The sequence below is a fragment of the Catenulispora acidiphila DSM 44928 genome, from assembly GCF_000024025.1.
GTDB lineage: Bacteria > Actinomycetota > Actinomycetes > Streptomycetales > Catenulisporaceae > Catenulispora > Catenulispora acidiphila.
In genome coordinates, this window is sequence record NC_013131.1 from 7,454,704 (window position 1) to 7,471,749 (window position 17,046).

Here is a 17,046-nt window from a genome sequence, read left to right on the forward strand (position 1 = left end):
CGAAAGGAAAAGCAGTTGCCCATATCCACCACCGTCGCGGTAGCCCGTTCCGGTCAGGACACTTTCCAGTGGGAGCGCGCCGTCCTGGATGATCCGGGACCTGGCGAAGTTCTCGTTCGCCTTGTGGCAACCGGTCTGTGCCACACGGACCTTTCAGTATTGGCCGAACGGCTTCCCACTCCGCTTCCCGCGGTCCTCGGCCACGAAGGCGCAGGCGTCGTTGAGGCTGTGGGCGCCGACGTGGCCGGTATCGCACGCGGCGACCGCGTCGTGCTCTCCTTCAACTCCTGCGGACATTGCGATGCCTGCCGTACTGGTCGGCCGACCCGCTGTGCCACGTACTTCCCGCTGAACTTCTCCGCTGCCCGTCCGGACGGCACCACCCCCATCCATTCGGTTGAGGGAACCGCGCTGGGCGGCATGTTCTTCGGGCAGTCCTCCTTGGCCCGACACGCGGTCGTCTCTGCGCAAAGCGTGGTCCGTGTCGATGCGGCCGACGATGACGAACTCGCTCTGCTGGCACCCGTCGGGTGCGGCATCCAGACCGGCGCCGGAACGGTATTGAACATTCTGCGACCCCGCTATGGCGACATCGTTGCGGTCTTCGGCGCTGGCGCGGTGGGACTCTCGGCCGTCATGGCGGCGCGGCTTACTCCAGCTCGCGCCATCATCGCGGTCGACGTCGTGCACGAGCGGCTGGTTCAGGCCGCGGAACTCGGCGCCACCCATACTGTCAACAGCCGTACAGAGGACCTGCCCTCGCGTCTGGCCGAAATCGCCGGGTCCGCCGGAGTGACCCACGTCGTGGAGACCACCGGCGTCCCTTCCCTGCTGGAACTGGCCGCCACGGCGATAGCCGCCCACGGAACAGTCGCGGTCGTCGGCGCCCCGCCCGCCGGGAGTTGGGCCGCCTTCAACGTCAATGCCCTGATCGACGGCCGCACCATCCGCGGTGTCGCCGAGGGCGGCAGCGACCGCATCACGTTCATCCCCGCTCTGATCGACCTGGCTCGCCAAGGCCGGCTGCCCTACGAGAAGCTCATCCGCTTCTACACCGAGGACCAGCTCCAGCAGGCCGTGACCGATGCCAGGTCGGGAAAAACGGTGAAACCGGTGATCCGCTTCGACCCGCCCACAGCAGCACGAGGAGAGAGCCGATGAGCCTGCCGCATGCCCGCAACTTCATCGACGGCCGATGGTCCGACGCGCCCACCGCCGGCACCACCAGTTCACCGGCTACCGGAATGCCCATCGGCACGTACGCCGACGACGGAGCCGCCAGTGCTCGCAACGCCATCGACGCCGCGCGCCGCACTTTTCGCGCCGGAACGTGGGCCCGCGATCGGCGGTTGAGGGCACGCGCCTTATCGGAAATGGCCGACCGGATGGCACAACGCCGCGACGAACTGGTCGATCTGCTCTCGCGCGAGAACGGTAAACGCCGAGCCGAGGCAGCCATGGAAGTCGACGCCGCCATCCCCAAGCTGCGCTACAACGCGGCGCTGGCCCTGACCGACACCGGCCGCGCTGCCGAAACCAGCCCGTCCAGCTACTCCATGACGATCCACCAGCCCGCCGGGGTCGCCGCCGTCATCGTCCCGTGGAACTCACCGGTCATCCTGGCCGTGCGATCCTTCGCACCCGCCCTCGCCGCAGGCTGCACCGTGGCCATGAAAATGCCCGCCCAGACGGCGCTGACCAACGGCCTGCTCTACGAAATCATCGCCGAGACCACCGCCCTGCCCGCCGGCGCTGTCAACGCCTTCACCGAATCAGGCGACGACGGTGCCCGCCTGCTGGTCACCGATCCGGGAACCGACGTCGTCAGCTACACCGGCTCCACCGCCGTCGGCCGGACCATCATGGCCGAGGCCGCGCGGCACGTGAAGGGATGCTCCCTCGAACTCGGCGGAAAGACCCCGATGATCGTCTTCGACGACGCGGACCTGGACGCCGCCGTCCCCGTGCTGACCGCGGCCGTCACCACCTTCTCCGGCCAGTTCTGCATGGCTGGCAGCCGCATCCTCGCCCAGCGGTCGGTAGCCGACGAACTGCGCGCCCGGCTCACAGCAGCCCTCGAAGCCGTCCCGGTCGGTCCGGATCAGGATCACGAATCCGCCATGGGCCCGGTCATCGACCGGACCCAGGCCCTGCGTATCGACGCCATCGTCGCCGCGTCCTCCGCCTGGGGAAGCATTCTCCTGCGCGGCGGGCTGGTCACCGACGGAAACGACGCCTACCTGCGTCCCAGCCTGGTGGAGATCGATGACGTCTCCGCCCCGCTCATCCACCAGGAGGTGTTCGGCCCGACCGCCACCTTCGAAGTGTTCGACCACGAGAGCGATGCCGTCACCCGCGCGAACGCCACCGAATACGGACTCGCAGCCTCAGTGTGGAGCCGAGACGTCGACCGCCCCCTGCGGGTAGGCCGCCAATTGGACGTCGGCACCGTGTGGATCAACGACTGGGCAGTCATCCACGACCAGTTCGAAGAAGGCGGCTTCAAACAGAGCGGCATCGGCAGACTCAATGGTCCCCGCGGACTGGCGGAATTCCAGGAGATCAAGCACTTCGTCCATAGCCCTGGACAGGGTTGACACCGCTCTTAGCTTGCCGTTTAAGGTCAGGTGTTGATCAGGGTTCTGCTGCTGTCCTGCAACCGGCTTGGCCTGCCTACACACCGGATTCGCGGAGGCAGCGATTGCGCGTCTCACCGAGACATTCGATGACAGTGCGCAGAACCTGCCCCGGCGCGAGGTAGACCTTGGGATCGCGGCCGTCCCCGACGCCGCCCGGCGTGCCGGTGAGAATCACATCGCCCGGCAGCAAAGTGATGATTCCGCTCACGTACGCCACGATGTCGGGGACGCCGAACAGCAGATCCGACGTGCGCGAGCGCTGCATCACCTCCCCGTCCACCTCGCACAGGATCTCCAGATCCGGTTCCCTGCCCCCGAACTCGTCGGCGGTGACCAACTCAGGTCCCAGCGGAGTGGTCGCCTCGAAGGTCTTGCCTGCCAGGAACTCCCGGGTACGCCGCTGGTACTCGCGCACCGTGACGTCGTTGGCCACGGTGTAGCCGGCGACGTATTCGAGAGCCTCGGACTCGGCGACGTGGCGGGCGGACCTGCCGATCACCACGGCGAGCTCTGCTTCCCAGTCCACGGTGTCGCTCACCACAGGCAGCACAACCGGGTCGTGGGCGCCGATCAATGCGCCGTCGTACTTCGCGAACAGCGTCGGGTAACGGGGTGTGTCGCGCCCCATCTCCTTGATGTGGGTGGCGTAGTTGAGCCCCAGGCAGATGATCTTGTTGGGGTGCGGAACCACGGGTGCGAAGTCCGCTTCAGCCACCGCCACGCGTCCCGTTTCCTCCGCCGCGGCAGCTTGAAGCCAGTCGTCCGAACTGAGCAGAGCACCGACGCTGGCATGCGGCAGGACGGCGTAGAAGCCCTCCTCGCGCCGTGCCGCCCGGGTCCCCTCATCCGTCCGCAAAGTCGCAAGGCGCATGCTCGCAGCCCTCTCCCTCTGGTGCCGTTTCGGCGCCTGACCATACAATCGATTCATTAGTCAGGATACATGTCCTGCAAAACGAGACAGCGAGGGAGTGGCGGTATGGCGATCACGGGATTGGGACACACCGGGCTGTGGGTCTACGACCTGGCGACGATGCGGCGTTTCTACGAGCACGTCATGGGATTGTCGGTGACCGACGCGGACGACGAGCTCGGGATCGTGTTCCTCAGCGCGCGTCCCGAGCAGGAGCACCACGAGCTCGTTCTCCAGTCCGGTCGCACCGCGCCCATAGGCGTCAAACAGCAGCACCAGATCTCGTGGCGCGTCCAGTCGCTCGATGACCTGCGGAACTTCCACCACCGGTTCGAGACCGAGGGGGTGACTGTCCAGCAGGAGGTGACTCACGGCAACGCGCTGGGCATCTACTTCTTCGACCCCGAGGGCAACCGGAACGAGGTCTATCTGCGCATCGACCGCGACGTGCGGCAGCCGTTCCGCAAATCCATCGACTTCGGCCGGTCACCCGAGGAGATCTACGCAGAGGCCGAGCGACTGCTGACCGACGGTGGTGCGGCGTATCGGCCGGTTGCCTGATGCCTGCAGAGATACTGTCTCGCCTCGTAGGATGTCCTGCATGACAGGACAAGAGTCGGCAACGGTTGGAGCGAGCCAGTACCGGGAGCGCAACTCCACCGCCGATCGGGCGCTGGACATCCTGGGGCTGTTCTCGGAAAGCAGGCTGTCGGTGTCGGGCCAAGAAGTGGCCACAGCATTGGGTGCCGCCCGTTCGACGGCATACCGGTACCTGCAGAGCCTGGTTGCGAGCGGCTTTCTCGAAGAGGACCCCGCCGGTGGATTCCGGCTCGGTGTCCGCATCTTGGAGCTGGCACGCCTGGCACGACGCGGCTACGGCCTATCGGAGATCGCGCTTCCGGTCATGAACGACCTGTGCGCCGAGGTCGGCGAGACCGTACTGCTGACCCGCCGCTCCGGCAGCGCGGCGGTCTGCATCGAACGCTGCGAGGCACAGCAGCCAGTGCGGATCTCCTATGAGCGCGGCAGCGTGCTTCCGGCCAACGCGGGAGCTTCCGCCCTGGCACTTCTCGCCTGGTTGCCCGAGCAGCAGTGCCGCCAGGAACTGGCCGGCCAGCGGCTCCAGCGGTTCACCGCCCGCACGATCACTGACGTCGAGACGCTCATGGAACGGCTCGCGAAAATCCGCCGCGACGGCTACAGCGTCAGCCGGGGAGAACTGGACACCGACATTCTCGGTATCGCCGCGCCCGTCCGAGGAGCCTCCGGCGAGGTGGTCGCCGCCGTGAGCATCGCCGCGCTGGAGCATCGGGTCCCCGACCGCAGACTCGACGACGTCGTGACAGCGCTCCGGGAGGCCGCCGAGCTCATGAGCAGCCGCTTGGCGGTCATCGGAGACTGACCACACCGGAATACCCGAAGCCGGCCGGCCGAGCTGATAGGGCAATCCGCATAACGGGCTGCCGACGCCACCGCGGCCGTCTCGGCCAGGCTGTCCACTCCTCCCATGGTCCCGCCGAACGATCTCGCAGCCCGGCCCTGGCTACGATGGCGGGATGACGCAGCCCGCAGACCCCCCTGCCAACCGGCACGATCGTCGGCGTGCCGCCACACGCAGCGCGCTCATCGGGGCTGCACGCGAGATTCTCGCGCAGTCCACAGGCACTGACATCAGTATCCAGCGGATCGCGGAGCAGGCGGACGTCGGCTTCGGCACGTTCTACAACCACTTCTCCACCAAGGCCGAACTGTTCGAAGCCGCCTTGACCGATTCCCTGGAGGAGTACGGGCGCACCGTGGACGCGCTCACCGCGGACATCGAAGACCCCGCGGAGGTCTTCGCAGCCAGCGTCAGGCTGACCGTCCTCATGGTCGAATCCGCCCCGCAGCTTATGCAGATCCTGCGCCGCCACGGCCTCGGCCAGCTCAACAGAAACAGCGGCCTGGCACCCCGCGCGCTGCGCGACCTGGAACGAGCCGCAGCCTCCGGACGCTTCGAGCTGAGCGACCCGCAAGCCACCCTGTTCGCCATCGGCGGCGCCCTCATCGGACTGGTGGAATACCAGTTCAGCGAACCGCCGCCGCCCAGCGCCCCCACAGGGGAATCCGTCGCCGAACTCCTTCTGCGCATGCTTGGGCTCCCTGCGGAAGAAGCACGCGAGATTGCCTCCCGGCCTCTGCCTCTGCCTCTGCCTCTGCCTGCACCGTGAGCCGCGTGATTTCGTGGAGACCTGACGGATCCAAAGACTGATCGGCCTATCTTATTTGATGAGTTCATCAGTTAAGATGTGCGCATGGAGATCAGTGATGTCGGCGGCGAGCCAGCAGCCGGAGCGGGCCGGAACGGCCAGAGCGGCGTGCTCTTCGCCATGTGCCTGTCGCTGGTACTGGTGGTCGCATCGGTCTCGGCGTTGAACCTGGCCCTGCCGAATCTCGCCGTGGAGCTCGGAGCCACCAATTCCGCACTGACCTGGATAGCGGACGGATACACCGTGGCATTGGCCGCGCTCGTCCTGCCGCTGGGCGCCCTCGGCGACCGAATAGGACGTCGCAAGGTGTTGATCGCCGGAAACCTCGTCTTCGGCACGGCGGCGGTGTTCGCGGCGTACTCTCCCACGACCTCGGATCTGATCGTGAGCCGCGTGGTGATGGGCATAGGAGCGGCGATGATCATGCCGGGAACGTTGTCGACGATCACTGCGGTGTTCCCCCCGGAGAAAAAGGACCGCGGGGTGGCGATCTGGTCGGGGTTCGCGGCAGCCGGCGCGATCATCGGCATGCTCGTCGCCGGCGGCCTGCTCGAGCGGTTCAGTTGGACGTCGATCTTCTGGGCCAGTTCTGCGACCGCCGTGGTGTGTGCTGTCGCGGCATGGGCGCTGGCGCCGGAGACACGAAGTTCTGAGCGGCAGCGGTTCGACTACGGCGGGTCGGTCACCACGGCGGTGGCTATCGGGGCACTGGTCTACGGAATCGTTGAGGGCAACGAGAGTGGCTGGACCCGGCCGGAAGTCGTGGCCGCGTTCGCGGTGGCGGTTCTCGGCCTTGCCGCCTACGTGCCCATGGGATTGCGTACGCGTCATCCGCTTCTCGATCCACGTCTGTTCAAGCTCCGCGGCTTCCGGGCGGGGACTCTGGCGATCCTGACACAGTTCATGGCGGTCTTCGGGTTCTTCTTCGTGGGTCTGCAGTTCCTTCAGCTGATCTTGAGCTACAGCCCGCTGAAGAGCGCCATCGCTCTGGTACCAGTGGCGGCGGTGGTCTTGCCGACATCCGTGCTCACGCCACGCCTCGCGGAGCGGCTGGGCGTCAGGACCGTCATGCCTGCCGGACTGCTGTGCCTGGCAGGGGGAATGTTCTGGCTCACCATGCTGCATGTCGACAGCGGCTACCTAGTGTTTCTGGGCGCACTGGTGCTGGCAGGTGTCGGCATCGGCTTGACCAGTTCCACCGGAACGAGCGCGATTGTGGAATCCCTCGGACCCGACAGCCAGGGTGTGGCTTCGGCGATGAACGACACCACTCGCGAAGTCGGTTCGGCCGTGGGGATCGCGCTGATGGGCTCGGTGTTCTCCAGCCATTACCGGTCCGCGCTCCCCGCTGACGTGAGCCGACTACCGGCTCAGGCGGCTGCTGCGGTACACCACTCGGCTGCGGCCGGACTGGAAGCCGCCTCACGCCTGGGGGTCCACGGAGCACCGCTGGCGGCAGCGGTGCGCGGCGCGTTCATGTCCGGTTTCACCACCGCGATGGGCGTCATCGCCGCGATCTTGGCAGCGGCCGCTCTCGTGTGCGCCTTCACCGCGCCGCGTCGCAGCACAAGCGATGCTGCGCCGCTTGGGGAACAGAGCGGCGAGCCATCCGCAGACGCTATAGAGAGTTCCTTCGCGCCCAAGCGTTGATCGCCGCCGCCATCTCCTCAGGGCGGTCCTCCGGGCAGTGGTGGCCGGCGACCCCGTGCCGGGAGACCTCCAGCCCTGCGATGTTGGCCTCGCACCAGGCCACCGCTCCGGCATCGGTCATCGCGCCGGGACCGGGTTCGAACGCGACGAGCAGTTTCGGTACCTCTGGACTCGTGGCCAGCCAACGGTCGTAGCGCTCGACACGCGCGACGACGTCCGCGGGCTCGCCGTCCAACGGCATCATGCGCGTCCAGGCCAAGATCGGGCGGCGGCTTTCCGGCGTGGGGAAGGGCCGGCGGTAGACGTCGAGGTCGGCGGGGTCTAGCGGAGTGGCGAGGGTGCCCTGGACTCCTTCGATGAACAACGACTTCTCCAGGACCATCTCCTCTCCCACGCCCGGCATACGCAACTGCTCGAACAACTCCCGGCCCGCCACCGGGAACTCGTCGCCGACGAGCGGTTTGACAATGGTCTCGGCGAAGGCGAGGCCACGGACGCGCTCGGGCAGGCGGGCCGCACGGTCGAAGGCGAGCGCGCCGCCCCAGTCGTGGCCGACGAGGACCGCCTCGTCCACGCCGAGCGCGTCGAACCAGGCGTCGAGGTAGCGAGCGTGGTCGTCGAAGGAGTAGGCGAGGTCGGGCTTGCCGGAGGCGCCCATACCGATCAGGTCGGGAGCCAGCAGGCGACGGCCGGGTGCGGCCACTCGAGGCAGGACGTCTCGCCATAGGTGGGAGGAAGTGGGGTTGCCGTGCAGGAACACGAACGGCAGGCCGTTGGGATCGCCGGACTCGCGGTAGTGGATGGCGGAGTCCAGGACGGGAAGCAGGGGCATGGCGATGTCACTTCACCTTCGACAGAGAAATCAGGGCTTTCAGAGGTTGAGACCCAGGACACGATCAACGGTGATCTCGATGAGGACCAGGTCCGGAGGCGCCGGCGGGGCCATGCCGTAGCGCATGGCGTAGCGGCGCACGGCCTCGGCGAGGTCTGACGGATCGTCGGTGAGGCGGGCCCGGCCTTCGAGCGACATCCACCGGGCGCCGTCGACCTGACACAGCACGACTCGAGCGTTGACTGCCACGTTCCGGGCCTTGCGCGCCGCTGCTCGAGTCGTGACCCGGGCTCGGCCGACATTCATGTCCGCGGTGAAGCGGACGGGGGTGACGTGCGGAGTCCCGTCGGGTCGAAGGGTGGTGAAGGTAGCCGTGGCGGGACGCGCGAGAAACGCCCGGGCGTTTGGCGACAGCCGGATGTACATCGGGTTCGCCTCCTGTGGTCGGTCGAGTGCGCTACTTGCAACGCCCTTGACTGTGCCGACCTGGAGACCGCAGGCTCAACGCTGATGAATAACCGTGTGACTGCGCCCGCCCGCACTCGAGGACGCCCCCGGGGCAAGCCGCCGACTCGCGAGTCGATCATCTCCGCGGCGCGCCCGCTGTTCCTGGAAAACGGATACCGGCGCACCACCCTGCGTGCAGTCGCCGCAGCCGCCGGAGTCGACGCAGCGCTGATCGCCTATCACTTCGGCTCGAAGAAGGGCCTGTTCGCGCACGTCATGCAGGTCCAATGCGCCGAGGCACTGACGACCGGCGCAGTCCTCGACGCGGACCCCGCCACCCTCGCCGACCGGCTGATCGACGCGGTGACCGACCTGTGGGAAGACCCTGACTTCCGCCGCCTCACCGACCAAGGCGACGAAGCCGCGCAGGCGATCGGTGAGTACCTGGAAACCGAGCTACTCACCCGCCTCGTTGAATTTCTCGGCGGCCGCGACGCCACCGCCCGCGCCACCGCGGCAGTGACCATCCTCGGCGGCCTCATCTACACCCGCTACATCAACCCACTGCCGACGCCCGCCGCCCTGACTCCCTCCCAGGCCCGGCACGCCCTCGTCCCGGCACTGCGCGCCGCATTGGCGCCAAGGCCGCTCGTCGGCCGGAACCACCCGGCTGCCTTCTGAGGATTCATGTCGACGCTCCACTCGCAAGGCGTCGTAGTTGCGAGCGAGGTAGGGGTGTTCCTGCGGCCGGCCGAGGAGTCCTGGCCCGGGTGCTCACAAACAAACTCTGGATTGGTTGCCGGGGTCCATTGCTGACGGGCGGGTACTGGGCCGGTTGTTGGCGGCAACCCGTCTGGCCGCTGTTGCGTGACCAGTATTTGGCGGGCCGATCGGCGGTCGCGCCGTCGCTGGCCTTCGGGGGGCACATGCGGGACTCACAGAGCTTTGATGACTTCTATTTGGCCAGCGTGCGTCGGGTGACCAGTTATGTCCATGCGTGGACGGGGAACCTGGCCGACGCCGAGGACATCGTGCAGGAGGCGTTCGCCAAGGCGTGGCAGCACTGGGGCAAGGTCGGCGGGTATGCGGACCCGGAGGGCTGGGTGCGTACGGTCGCCTTCCGGCACCGGGTCAGCGTGTGGCGCAAAGCCACGACCAGGCTCACGGCCCACCGCCTGCACGGGCCGCCGGGCGACGAGCCCGAAGTCAGCCCGGACTACGTGGCGATCATCGCCGCGCTGCGCAAGATCCCGGAGGCTGAGCGGCGGGCGATCGTCTTGCACCACATCGTCGGGCTCACGGTGGAGGACGTCGCCGCCGAAACCGGCGTCGCGCAGGGGACCGTCAAAGCCCGGCTGCACCGGGGACGGCACCGGCTGTCCGGGCATTTGACCATCGACGATCCCGTCGGCCGGTCGCAGGAATCGATACGGAAGGAGATGCACGGCCATGAATGACCTCTTCGACACGGCTCGGTCCGGCGCCCGGGATCTGGCCGGGCGGCTCACGCCGCCCAGTGCCGCGGCCGTGCGGGCCCGTGGCGACGTCCGGCGGCGCCGCACGGCGGTCGCGGCCACCCTGGCCCTGGCCGGGACGGTCGCGGTGGGCGGCGTCGCCTTCGCCGCGAGCGGCTCCGGGCGCCACGACCGGAGTGAGCTCAGGCCCGGAACCACGGCCACGCCCAGCGGCGCGGGAACGCCTAGCAGCGCGGGTACGCCAAGCAGTACGAGCTCAAGCACTGCGAGCCCGACACAACCGTCGACACCGCGTTCGTCGCCGTCCTCATCGGCGGCGACCAGCCCCAACGCTCCCACCACGACTGCGACGACGAGCACGCGGAGCGCCGCGCCGCCGCCGTCGTCGCCATCGTCGACCTCGCCCGCGACCTGCGCGCCGGGTGTCCTGGCCGTCACCCACAGCCCATGGACCGGCCGGACCGGCCACATCATCGGCCTGCTTGTCTTCCAGAACACGGGTTCGGCGCCGTGCCGTGTCTCCGGGTACCCGCGGGTGAGCGGCCTCGACGAGGGAACGACCACGACCACGGCCGCCCACACGCTCTCAGGATGGGCCGGGCCGCAGCTCACTGCGATCCCGTCGGTCGACCTCGCCCCGGGCGGGTACGCCTCGGCGGGGATCGAGTGGCAGAACAGTACCGATGCCGGTGGCAAGTGCGCCTTGGTCGCGGAGTTCGACGTCATACCGCCCGCCGGCGGGAACCCGACGCGGATCCCGGTCGGGACCCCCAGCTTGACCGACGGCCCGGCCTGCGCGTCGTTCCAGGTCCATCCGCTCGTCGCCGGCGTCGACCCCTCCTACGGCTACACCCCCTGAAAACCGCCTCGGCGGCCCCAGCCCGGCCCATCCCGTGAACACGAACCGACCCCCGGCGCCGCACCAGGTCAGCACATCCGACCACGAGGACGAGGCCGAGAGGTTGCTCACCGGCTACATGTTCGGCCCGCACGAGTGGTCGGCGCCGCTGTGCGACCTCAGCGCCGGGGAGCTCCGCCGGCTGCTGCTCGACGAGCCGACGAACGATCTGGCGTTCGAGTCCCTGAACGTCGTTGGGGAAGCGCTCCGCGAGTTCATCGGCACAGCGGTGATGGTCAGCCACGACCGGTACTTCGCCGAACAGGTCGGCTTCACCGGGATCTGGGAGGCCGGGACGGCGCCGCCTGCCGCCGCACTCATCGAAGGCCTCGCCGCTCGCGGAACGGCGCGGAACAGCTGAGGAACGGCATGGAACGCCCTCAAGACGACACGTCAATCTTCGAGGGGAGAAAGTCCGTGACCAGCCCATGAAACGCCTCCGCAATGCCATATTCGCCGCCGGCTTCGCGGCCGTCGCGTCCGGTGTTTTTGGGGCGGCGACTGTCGCACACGCTTCGACCAGCGGACCGCTGACGATCTCCAACTTCGGGACCAACCAATGCCTCCAACCGGTCGGGGAATCGACCGCAGCGGGGGCAGCGATCGTCCAGGAGCCGTGCGACGGCAGCCCCGCCCAGACCTGGTTCGAGTATCCCGTCGGCGGGACCATCGGCCACTACAAGAACAGCTACAGCGGGCTGTGCCTCGACGCCAGAGGGAGCGCTGTCAACGGCACCCCGGTTCAGCAGTGGGTGTGCAACGGCATCAGCAACGAGAACTGGGAATACCCAGACGTCCCGTCAGACGACGTTCCGCCGCTGATCTCCCGGGTTTCCGGGACCAGCACCCACTGCCTCGACGTTCCCGGCGCGCAGAACACCCCCGGGCTCGCCATGCAGATCTACCGCTGCAACGGCTCCGAGGCGCAGCTGTGGTGGCAGTGGCCACCTACCCCGCCAAGCATCAACCTTGAGAAGGGACTGACATGATCAAGCACCGTCACGCCGCGCTGGCCCTCGTCGCCGCGATCGCCGCCAGCGGTCTGGCGGCCTCGGCCCCGGCCCACGCCGAGGACCCGATCGTCAAACTCGTGAGCTCCCAGAACGGCAAGTGCCTGCAGCCGGTCAACGGCTCGCTGCTCCAGGGGGACGCGGTCGTGCAGATGACCTGCAACGGCAGCCGCGCCCAGCAGTGGACGGTCACGGGGATCTCCTCGACGGCCGTCCACCTGGTCAACCGGAACAGCCAGCTGTGCCTCGACGCCCGCGGCGGGGCCGTCAACGGCACGCCGATCCAGCAGTGGACGTGCAACTCGATCTCCAACGAGAAGTGGGGCTTCGGCATCACGAACAACCTTTTGGTGTCGTTCGTCGCCGGCACCGCCAGCCATTGCATCGCCACGCCGGGATTCCCGGACGGCCTGCCGATGGAGCTGCGGTTCTGCGACAGTAACTCGTCGCAGCTCTGGAGCCGTCCCGCCGGCTGAGGCAAGACGACGGCCCTCGGAGGGCCGTCAGAAAATGAACGGTGTTCCCGTACCCCGCCGAGGGGTAAGGAACACCGTTCGCTTCAAAGCCGGTAGGAGCAGGACGTGCCGGTCCGCACGGCAGTCGCCAGGTGTTCGCCGATCACAGCGTCGACTTCGGTGACATGGGCGACGGCTCGGCGGATCGCTTTGGTCGCCGCGACCCGGGCCCGCTCGCCGCTCTGGACGAACCGTCGCGGACGGCTGCCGATCCCTGTCGCGTCGGCCAGCTCGGCGACCAGCCAGTCGCGCTCGACCCGCGAGGCCGACACGGACTCGTCGTCGCCCCGGCGTTCCAGCTCGTCCATCTCCCCCGACAGCTCCAAGAGCCGTCGGCGGTACTGCTTGACCGCCATAGGATCGAGAACGGACTGCGCTGACAGGTTCACCGCTTCGTCACGCACCGAGGCACCCGCTGTGCCGCTCAGCGCGGACACCCCCGCGACCAGGTCGAGAGCGCGGATTTCCTGCCCGGGATTGGCGATCAGCACCGCCAGGTGCAGCATCCCGACACTGTCCTTGACGACGGCCGTACGCGGCCCCAAGGCGAGGTGCCAAGAGCGGCCCGCTCGCACGCACACGGCCTGCAAGGGTCCTGGTTTGCTCGCGACGCCGCCCGGCAATGCGACGCCGAGGGCGGTGGCCTCCTGGTCGGCGGCGGCGAGTTCGAGCTGAACGACAGGGGCATCCTGCGGCTGTGCGCGGAGAGCGAGTGCCTGCGCATAGCGTGCGCGGGAAATCGCAGCGGCGGGCCAGTGCTCCAACCCGAGGTTCTGCTGAACCGCTTCGCGCAAGTGGTCCACAGCTCTGTCGACGTCGCCGGCTGTCAGGGACGCGAGGCCCAAGGCCTGGTGGACCGATCCGAAACAGGCCACCCCGAGGCTGACTATCGCTGGCAGGTTGCCGAACGGCGCCAGCATCTCATAGGCCCGCGACGCGGTCTCGGCGTCCCCCAGCAGGTGCGCGGCCTCCACGATGCCGGTCATCGTCACCAACCAGCTGCTGGACCGCGGCAGGTCCTCGCGATCGCAGCCACGGAGCGCGGACAGCAGGCCGACCGCCCTCCGACGGTCTCCGGTCATCGCCGCGGCCACGGCCAGCGCCGCCGAACACGCGTTGTCCACGACGCTCAGCGACGGGGAGTGGACCAGATCCTCCATCAGCGGAAGCAGCTCGGGCAGCCGGCCCTGGTACCACCGGATCGCGACCAGCTGCGCGCAGTACCACGCGGTGGCGTCGACGTCGCCAGCCGCTGTCCCGCGCTCGTGGCAGAGGGCCGCCAGCTTTTCGGCCCGGTCGAAGTCCCCTTCGCGAAGGGCGAGCATCACGTCGATCGCGCTCACCACGAACCCGACCGCGAGATGGTCGTCACGGGCCGTGTGGTCGCGCAGCTCGCCGAGCCGCCGCCGAGCGTGCGGGTCGCCGTCGAGGAACAGATCGACCGTCTGCCACAGCAGGCCCATCAGCAGATGGCTGCGCCGCCCGGAGGCGACGGCCTCCCGCACGAGCTCGTCGGCCAGTTCCCGCCGCAGCGGGCCCTGGCCGGGACCCAGCAGACAGTGGTGGGCCAGGTTCAGCACCTCGGCGCGCGCCTCGGGATCCAGCAGCTTCCGCGCCTCGTCGAGCACCGCGAGGATCTCGGCGTGCCCGCCGTGGCGGTAGTCGGACTCGGCGGCCAGCCGTGCCCTGAGACGGACGCCGAGTACGGACTGCGGATCGACCTGCGCCAAAGCACCTCGCAGACGCGTCTGGAGCGATGCCCAGCCCGCCGCCGTCCGGTCCTCATGGACCCACAGACCACCGATCCCCAACACGGCGACGGCCATCGCCCGAACATCCCCCGCATCCGCGGCCATCTGATACGCCGCCTCGAAACGCTGCCGCGCGGCTGCCAGATCGCCGTCGCGGTCCTGGGTGTATCGACCCGCCGCGAGGAATGCTCCCCGGTCTTCGGCCGGCGCGTCCGGTGGCCTACCATCACGAATCGCGCTCATCTTTTTCCCCCCGCAACCTCTTTCGCGGACCCGCAGCAGAGTTCTCCTCCTCCAGGGCCCTCTCCCTGTCATACTCACGATTCGGGATGTTGTCATCGGCCCCGGGCGCTGACCTCCATGAGTCAGGACCCATGAATACGTCGCTGGTGTGACTGTCAAGGTCGGAAACTCGACCAATGGGCCTGACGTCGAGGTATCTCGCAGCATTATCGAGGTCTGCGGCCGTCGATTTGCTTTACCGGATCTTCGTGAACCTCCTGTCTTGGCTGGCGTTGCTGGCCCGTTCGCAGGCGTCGAAGAACCGTGAGATATTTCCTCCCGATCGAACGCGCCGTGCGTCCCGGATCGCCCGCGCTTCCAGCCTGTCCTGGTCGAAAACGCCGATACTGGCGCTGGCCCGGGTCTTCGCGCCGGACACAAGCCGACAGAAAACCGGCCGCCCTGGCGATCGCGGAGGACGACTACCCCGACAAGCTGATTCGGGTCTCGACCTGGCAGCAGATCCGCGCTTTGAAGAAGGTACGCGCTCCTCTCTGAGAGGCCCTCTAGTTTGCGCATCTAACGGTGAGACGAACCGTCGGACGAGTGGTGGTTCGGATCCGCTGCTTGGGCAAGCGTGTCGTCGAGGATTCGTCGGGCGCTGATGGCGTAGCGCATGGCGGTGGCACGATCGACGCCATCGACCATGAGCTCTCCACCATGTGCTGACGCGAGATCACGTACGTGCACGGCAATTGGGGCGCGCGCCGTCAGCGGCGCGCGCCCCACTTCCGGTCTCTGCCCGGTGTCGTGGTCAGACTCCGGCGGTCTGGTGCAGCGCGGTGGCGGCCGCGTCTCGTACCGCGTGCCAGGCGATGCGGGAGCGGCGTGCGGCTGCGGTGCGCAGGGCGGTGGCGACGTCGTCGAAGTCGATGCCGACGTCGCGGAGGTCGGCGAGGGTTTGCTCGGCGTTCTTCAGGTGTGCGCCGTGCAGGGTGTCGTCGGTGATGGGGTCGGATTCGGCGACGATGCCCATCGTGGCTTCGGTCATCGCGGTGGCGACGCCGGGGGCTACCAGGGTGTCGACGTAGAGAGTCTCGGAGTAGTAGGGGTCGCGGGCTCGGGTGGCTGACCACAGCAGGAGTGGCGGGCGGGCGCCGGCGGCTGCCAGCGGTTTCCAGCGCTCGGCGCGGAGGGTTTCTTCGTGGGCTGCGAAGGTGGTGCGGGCCAGGGCCACTGCGGTGCGGCCGCGGAAGGAGGCCGAGCGGTCGGTGGCGATGGCCCAGAGGCGTTTGTCGACTTCGGTGTCGGTGTGGCTCAGGGCGAAGCCGATCGCGCCGGGGAGCTTGCTCAGGTCGTGTCCGGCTGCGCGCGCCTTGTCCAGTCCGGCCACGTACGCCTCGACGGCCGCGCCGTGGGCGGCCGGGTCGGCGACCGGGCCGATCAGGATGCTGATTCCGTCGGCGAGCGCCGCGGTGGCCGCGGTCAGGCCCGCGGGGGTCGCGGGGATCGTCACCAGGAGGTTGGGGCGGGCGACCGCGGTGGTGAACCGGCGGACGGTCTGGCCGATGTGGTGCGCGGCGGTCTCGGTGTCGGCTTCGGTATCGGCTTCAGCGTCCGCTCCGGTGTCGGCTGCGGTGCCGGCTTCCGTCTCGGCTCCGGTCTCCGCCGCCGTCCCGTAATCCAGCTCGACCGCGACCATGCCGGTCTGTCCGGGCCCGGCGGTGAACGCCGGCAGCACGACGTCGCAGGCTTCTTGGGCGTCGGTGGCGAGCAGGTCCAGGACGATCTCGGCGGGCTCGTGCCCGGCCAGGCCGGCGATCTGCTCCCGGTAGGCTCCCGCTTTCAGCGCCGGCAGCAGGCCGGCCGCGCCGAGGACCGCGCCGGTGACCGAGCGGCGCGCGACCAGGGAGGCCAGGCCGCGCTCGCGGATCCGGTCGCGGGCCAAGCCGTCGGCCCAGATGCCGTCGATCCGGGAGGCGAGCTGCCCCAGGCGTCCGTCCGTCGCGGTCACCGGGCCCCCGCTCCGGCTTCGACGCTGCGCCGGACCATCGCCAGGTGCTCCTCGTCGATGCCCCAGGTGAACAGGCGCGCCGGGTGGATGCGGATCAGCTCGGGGCTGAGGAACTCCAGATCCGGCGGGACCGGCTGGTCCACCAGGGCCTCGGCCAGGCCGCGGATCTCGATGCCGCGCACCCGCCAGGGCCGCCGGGAGACGATGTCGTCCACGACGAAGGAGGCCTTGCCGTTGGCCCGGACGTTGCGGAACTTCTGGGTGGTGGCCATCGCGCGGCCGCCGATGTCGATGGTCTGCAGCTCGGCGTTGTACCAGTAGACGACCGGGTTGTTCTGCAGCGAGCCGTTGTTCTGCATCGTGGCCAGGCGGCCGAGGCGCTGCGAGGCCAGGTATTCCAGTTCCTCTTCGGTGAAGACGGTGACGCCCATGGC

Annotated in this window: 18 protein-coding genes; 12 read left to right on the forward strand and 6 right to left on the reverse strand. The window is 68.4% G+C overall.

The window, feature by feature from the left end; genetic code table 11:
* The first annotated feature begins 15 nt into the window (after positions 1-15).
* Positions 16-1,161, forward strand: coding sequence for an NAD(P)-dependent alcohol dehydrogenase (locus tag CACI_RS32010; RefSeq protein ID WP_015795042.1), 1,146 nt, complete (start codon positions 16-18; stop codon positions 1,159-1,161).
* A complete protein-coding gene (locus tag CACI_RS32015; protein WP_015795043.1) occupies positions 1,158-2,597 on the forward strand; it encodes an aldehyde dehydrogenase family protein in 1,440 nt (479 codons plus the stop codon). The genes CACI_RS32010 and CACI_RS32015 overlap by 4 nt, the downstream gene beginning before the upstream one ends.
* A gap of 76 nt (positions 2,598-2,673) precedes the next feature.
* Here CACI_RS32015 and CACI_RS32020 read toward each other — a convergent pair whose 3' ends face one another.
* Entirely contained in the window at positions 2,674-3,510 is an 837-nt protein-coding gene (locus CACI_RS32020; protein ID WP_015795044.1) for a fumarylacetoacetate hydrolase family protein, read from the reverse strand.
* Positions 3,511-3,615: 105 nt separating this feature from the next.
* Between CACI_RS32020 and CACI_RS32025 the strand changes: the two genes are divergently transcribed.
* The 4 genes from CACI_RS32025 (at position 3,616) to CACI_RS32040 (ending at position 7,448) form a co-directional block, all read left to right on the forward strand.
* Entirely contained in the window at positions 3,616-4,110 is a 495-nt protein-coding gene (locus tag CACI_RS32025) for a VOC family protein (RefSeq protein WP_015795045.1), read from the forward strand.
* A 40-nt stretch (positions 4,111-4,150) separates the two neighbouring features.
* Positions 4,151-4,951, forward strand: a complete 801-nt coding sequence (locus CACI_RS32030; RefSeq protein WP_015795046.1) for an IclR family transcriptional regulator — start codon at positions 4,151-4,153, stop codon at positions 4,949-4,951.
* Positions 4,952-5,105: 154 nt separating this feature from the next.
* Positions 5,106-5,759, forward strand: coding sequence for a TetR/AcrR family transcriptional regulator (locus CACI_RS32035; RefSeq protein ID WP_015795047.1), 654 nt, complete (start codon positions 5,106-5,108; stop codon positions 5,757-5,759).
* Positions 5,760-5,843: 84 nt separating this feature from the next.
* A complete protein-coding gene (locus tag CACI_RS32040; protein ID WP_015795048.1) occupies positions 5,844-7,448 on the forward strand; it encodes an MFS transporter in 1,605 nt (534 codons plus the stop codon).
* On the opposite strand, the gene CACI_RS32045 is transcribed toward CACI_RS32040, so the two are convergent.
* The gene (locus tag CACI_RS32045; protein ID WP_015795049.1) at positions 7,417-8,280 is read right to left on the reverse strand and encodes a haloalkane dehalogenase; all 864 of its coding nucleotides are present in this window, start codon (positions 8,278-8,280) and stop codon (positions 7,417-7,419) included. The two genes, CACI_RS32040 and CACI_RS32045, sit on opposite strands and share 32 nt — an antisense overlap.
* Before the next feature lie 39 nt (positions 8,281-8,319).
* Entirely contained in the window at positions 8,320-8,706 is a 387-nt protein-coding gene (locus CACI_RS32050; RefSeq protein ID WP_015795050.1) for a pyridoxamine 5'-phosphate oxidase family protein, read from the reverse strand.
* Between the two features lie 84 nt (positions 8,707-8,790).
* Between CACI_RS32050 and CACI_RS32055 the strand changes: the two genes are divergently transcribed.
* The 6 genes from CACI_RS32055 (at position 8,791) to CACI_RS32080 (ending at position 12,586) form a co-directional block, all read left to right on the forward strand.
* The gene (locus CACI_RS32055) at positions 8,791-9,408 is read left to right on the forward strand and encodes a TetR/AcrR family transcriptional regulator (RefSeq protein ID WP_015795051.1); all 618 of its coding nucleotides are present in this window, start codon (positions 8,791-8,793) and stop codon (positions 9,406-9,408) included.
* A gap of 245 nt (positions 9,409-9,653) precedes the next feature.
* Complete coding sequence (locus CACI_RS32060; RefSeq protein ID WP_015795052.1) at positions 9,654-10,184, forward strand: RNA polymerase sigma factor; 531 nt, start codon at positions 9,654-9,656, stop codon at positions 10,182-10,184.
* On the forward strand, positions 10,177-11,061 hold the full coding sequence (locus tag CACI_RS32065; protein ID WP_015795053.1) for a DUF4232 domain-containing protein: 885 nt from the start codon (positions 10,177-10,179) through the stop codon (positions 11,059-11,061). Before CACI_RS32060 ends, CACI_RS32065 begins: the two co-directional genes overlap by 8 nt.
* A 34-nt stretch (positions 11,062-11,095) precedes the next feature.
* Positions 11,096-11,461 carry a hypothetical protein gene (locus CACI_RS51595; protein WP_041540572.1) on the forward strand — a complete coding sequence of 122 codons (366 nt, stop codon included), beginning with the start codon at positions 11,096-11,098 and terminating at the stop codon, positions 11,459-11,461.
* A 67-nt stretch (positions 11,462-11,528) separates the two neighbouring features.
* Positions 11,529-12,089 (forward strand): RICIN domain-containing protein, encoded by a 561-nt coding sequence (locus tag CACI_RS32075; RefSeq protein ID WP_015795054.1) that lies wholly within the window; start codon positions 11,529-11,531, stop codon positions 12,087-12,089.
* Entirely contained in the window at positions 12,086-12,586 is a 501-nt protein-coding gene (locus tag CACI_RS32080; protein ID WP_015795055.1) for an RICIN domain-containing protein, read from the forward strand. The genes CACI_RS32075 and CACI_RS32080 overlap by 4 nt, the downstream gene beginning before the upstream one ends.
* An 83-nt stretch (positions 12,587-12,669) precedes the next feature.
* Here the strand turns inward: CACI_RS32080 and CACI_RS32085 are convergent, their stop codons facing one another.
* The 3 genes from CACI_RS32085 to CACI_RS32095 form a co-directional block, all read right to left on the reverse strand.
* Complete coding sequence (locus CACI_RS32085) at positions 12,670-14,619, reverse strand: hypothetical protein (protein ID WP_143765460.1); 1,950 nt, start codon at positions 14,617-14,619, stop codon at positions 12,670-12,672.
* Between the two features lie 793 nt (positions 14,620-15,412).
* Positions 15,413-16,612, reverse strand: coding sequence for a transaldolase family protein (locus tag CACI_RS32090; RefSeq protein ID WP_015795057.1), 1,200 nt, complete (start codon positions 16,610-16,612; stop codon positions 15,413-15,415).
* On the reverse strand, positions 16,609-17,043 hold the full coding sequence (locus CACI_RS32095; RefSeq protein ID WP_015795058.1) for a PPOX class F420-dependent oxidoreductase: 435 nt from the start codon (positions 17,041-17,043) through the stop codon (positions 16,609-16,611). Before CACI_RS32095 ends, CACI_RS32090 begins: the two co-directional genes overlap by 4 nt.
* Between the last annotated feature and the right edge of the window lie 3 nt (positions 17,044-17,046).